This is a genomic window from Kitasatospora sp. NPDC093558, from assembly GCF_040683475.1.
Taxonomy (GTDB): Bacteria; Actinomycetota; Actinomycetes; order Streptomycetales; family Streptomycetaceae; genus Kitasatospora.
In genome coordinates, this window is the sequence record NZ_JBFBDY010000684.1 from 1 (window position 1) to 3,174 (window position 3,174).

At 70.0% G+C, this 3,174-nt stretch carries 2 protein-coding genes; one reads left to right on the forward strand and one right to left on the reverse strand.

All coding sequences use genetic code 11. The features are described 5' to 3' along the window. Positions 1-93 precede the first annotated feature (93 nt). On the reverse strand, positions 94-2,403 hold the full coding sequence (locus AB0O00_RS33675) for a hypothetical protein (RefSeq protein ID WP_363658332.1): 2,310 nt from the start codon (positions 2,401-2,403) through the stop codon (positions 94-96). A gap of 334 nt (positions 2,404-2,737) precedes the next feature. On the opposite strand from AB0O00_RS33675, the gene AB0O00_RS33680 reads away from it, so the two are divergent. After that, on the forward strand, positions 2,738-3,174 hold a 437-nt coding region (locus tag AB0O00_RS33680; RefSeq protein WP_363658334.1), incomplete at its 3' end, for an FAD-binding protein.

Consider the following 3,174-nt stretch of genomic DNA (forward strand, 5'->3'; position numbering starts at 1 on the left):
GGATCGCGGGCCTGGCCTCGCCCGCGCTGCGTGCGGCCGGTACGACCACTGCGGCCCGCGCGAACGCGGGCCGCAGTGTGCCGGGTTGAGGTGTTACTTCTTCTTGGCGAGCCCCGGCGGCAGGACGTCGAGCGGGTTGTGGTGGTGAGCGCCGATGTGCAGCTGCTCCTCCGGCTTGCCGGCGAGCTTCGGCAGCACGTGGGTGCCGGCCGGGTCGGTGATCACGACGGCGTCGCCGTTGCGGCGCACCTCGTGCGGCGAGCCCTTGGCGTAGGAGACGGGCTCCGCGCCGAGGCCGGTCGGGGTGGAGTTCGCGACCGTGCCGAACACGCTGGTGGGCAGGGTCAGGCCGGTGGCCGTCGCGCCGAGCGTGGTGTAGGCGGACTGCTCGCCGCCGTACACCGAGCCGAAGATTCCGCCGCCGGTGACGGTGGTGCCGGCCGGGACGGTGACCGGGACGTTCGTGCCGGCCGGGCCGTTGACGGTGACGACGCCGCCCTGGACGTACCCGGTGACGGAGCCCGCGTTCTGGGTCTGCTGCCAGGCGGCCTGGTTCTTGAGGACGTTCCCGGCGTCGGTGATCGTCTGGTTGACGACCGGGGTGTCCGCGGTGAACCAGGTGCGGTAGGTCGACAGGATGCCGCTGAGGGTCTGCAGCGACAGCTGGTCGTCGGTCAGGTTGGACTGGTGCATGAAGAACGGCCGCGGGTCGTTGGACAGCACGTACCCGAGGGTGATCTTGGTCTGCATCGGCAGGACGTAGCTCGACCAGCCGGTGTTGAGGTCCAGCGGCGAGATGCAGGTCGTGGTGGCCGGGTTGGCCTCGCAGTTGCCGCTGCCGCCGTTGGCCTTGGAGGTGTAGAGCCAGTTGTACTCGCTCACCTCGTCGGACTTGGTGGAGACGTTGTAGAACACGTTGATCGGGTGGCGCGGCACGCCCAGCGCCGAGGAGATCTGGCGCTGGCCGGTCTCGCGGGAGGCGTCGACGCCCAGCCACTGGATGTTGTTGGCGCTCAGCGCCGCCAGGAAGTTGGGGTTGTCGTTCGGCTGCTGCGGGAGCGTGACCGTGCCGGAGTGCTCGCCCGCGACCATCTCGTTGGGCCGGAACGGCAGGCCGTTGGCCTGGCCGAACTGGATGTTCTGCGCGATCTCGGAGTTGATGTACGCCTGGTCGACGTACTGGATGTTGCCGGACGCGTCGGTCTGGCAGCGCCACGGGATGACCGAGAAGTCCTGCACGCAGCCCAGGAACGGGTGGTCGTAGGTGTGGTTGACCCACATGAAGCTGTTCTTGTTCGCAAGGAGCGCGACGCTCAGCGGATCGGTGCCGCCCTGCGCCCGCGCGTACTCGATGCCGGGGCCGGCGTTGAACAGGAAGTCCAGCTGGTAGTTGTTCTGCTGCTGCCAGTTCACCACGGTGGTGACGTCCGCGGCCGTCATCCGGATCGGGTTGGTGGCCGGCACGCCGGCCGCGCAGTCGCCCTCGCCCGGCGTGCACTTGCCGCTCTGGCTCCAGCGCGCGTTGGCGTTGAACAGGTCGTCGATGTGGGCGGAGAAGTAGTTGCGCCAGTAGCCGAGGTGCACGCCCCGCGTCACCCAGTCGACGATGCCGTGGGCGAGCAGCTGGAACTGCTGCTGGTAGTAGTTGTAGGCAAAGGTGAGGACGAGCTGCTGGCGCCCGCTGTTGGTGTACACCCCCGCGACGACACCCTGCGTGGACGTGCCGGGGATGGTCTCGGTGATGTACGGCTCGAAGTGCGAGCCGGTGGCCGCGTTGTCGGGCAGCGCGGTGGGCAGCGCGCCGTACGAGCCGCTGCCGCCGGCGGTGCCCTCGAACGGCACCGGGCCGTTGAGGTAGTGGAAGGCGTCGCCGCGGGCGGAGGCGCTCGCGGTCGCGGTGGTCGCGTCGAGCGAGCCGGTCCAGGTGGGCGCGCTCAGACCGGTGTTGGCGCCGGGCCACACGTACGAGTCGACCTGGCGGACGTGGTAGGCCGTCTCGTAGCCGGTGAGGGCGGAGAGCTCGGCGGCGGAGAGCTGGCTGGGGGAGTCGCTCGGCAGGACGACGCCCTCGAAGTGGCCGTGCGGCGTGCCGTCGGCCAGCGTGTCGGCGAGGAATGCCGCCGAGATGGTCGCGCGGTTGGCGCTCGTGAGGTCGACCACGGTGGTCGGGACACCCTCGGAGACCAGCTGCTTGCGGATGCCCTCGACCCACGGGTTGCCGTCCGTGACGACCAGGACGTTGAGGTCCACCCGGGACGTCGCGGCCGAGGCGGGCACGACGGTGCCCAGGGATATCACCACGCCGGCGGTGGCCAGCGCGACCAGCGGCAGGGCGCGGAACGGCGTCCGGCGGGACGGCTTTCCTGGCATGCGCACTGCGACGGAGGAGTTCTTGCGTCTCATGCGATCACCCTGCCTGACCTGGGACGTCTTACTCCCCGGTTACGCGAGAGATTGACCAACTGATGGGGGATTGTTTGGAAACGGTTCTCATTGCAGATGACTCATCGTGAACGTCCGGTTCGTGCGCGGGCGTTCGGAGGTGCGCCGGAGCGTCGGCGCGCCTCCCCCGATCGTGTCGGAGCCGTGGACGCTGGGCCCGCCGACTGGTATCCAGGCACCGGCAGTCACCGCACGTGAACGACTCGCGCACCGCGGACGGACACCGGCAGGACATCGGCGGGACAGCAGTAGGACAGCCGTAGGACAGCAGCACGACAACCGGAAAGCGGGGAGCATGCGCAGGATCCTGATCGTCGGCGCGGGCCAGGCCGGACTCCAGCTCGCCCTGGGCCTCCAAGCCCACGGCTACGACGTGACCGTGATGACCGACCGCCCGGGGGAGGCGATCCGCGACGGCCGGGTGATGTCCTCCCAGTGCATGTTTGACGCGGCGCTGCGCACCGAGCGCGCCCTCGGGCTCGACCTGTGGGCGGACCGCGCGCCGCAGATCGAGGGCCTCGGCGTCAGCGTCATCGGCCCGGACGGCGAGCGGGCGATCGACTGGGTGGGCCGCCTGGAGGCCGGCGCGCAGTCCGTCGACCAGCGGCTCAAGATGTCCACCTGGCTGGAGACGTTCGCTTCGCGCGGCGGTGCGGTGGAGGTGCGGCAGGCCACCGTCGCCGACCTCGACCGGCTCGCGCCCGAGTACGACCTGGTCCTGGTCGCAGTCGG

What these genes read in the sequence shown, in the direction of transcription:
- AB0O00_RS33675 (WP_363658332.1), bottom strand. Translation starts at nt 2,403, where the DNA reads ATGAGACGCAAGAACTCCTCCGTCGCAGTGCGCATGCCAGGAAAGCCG.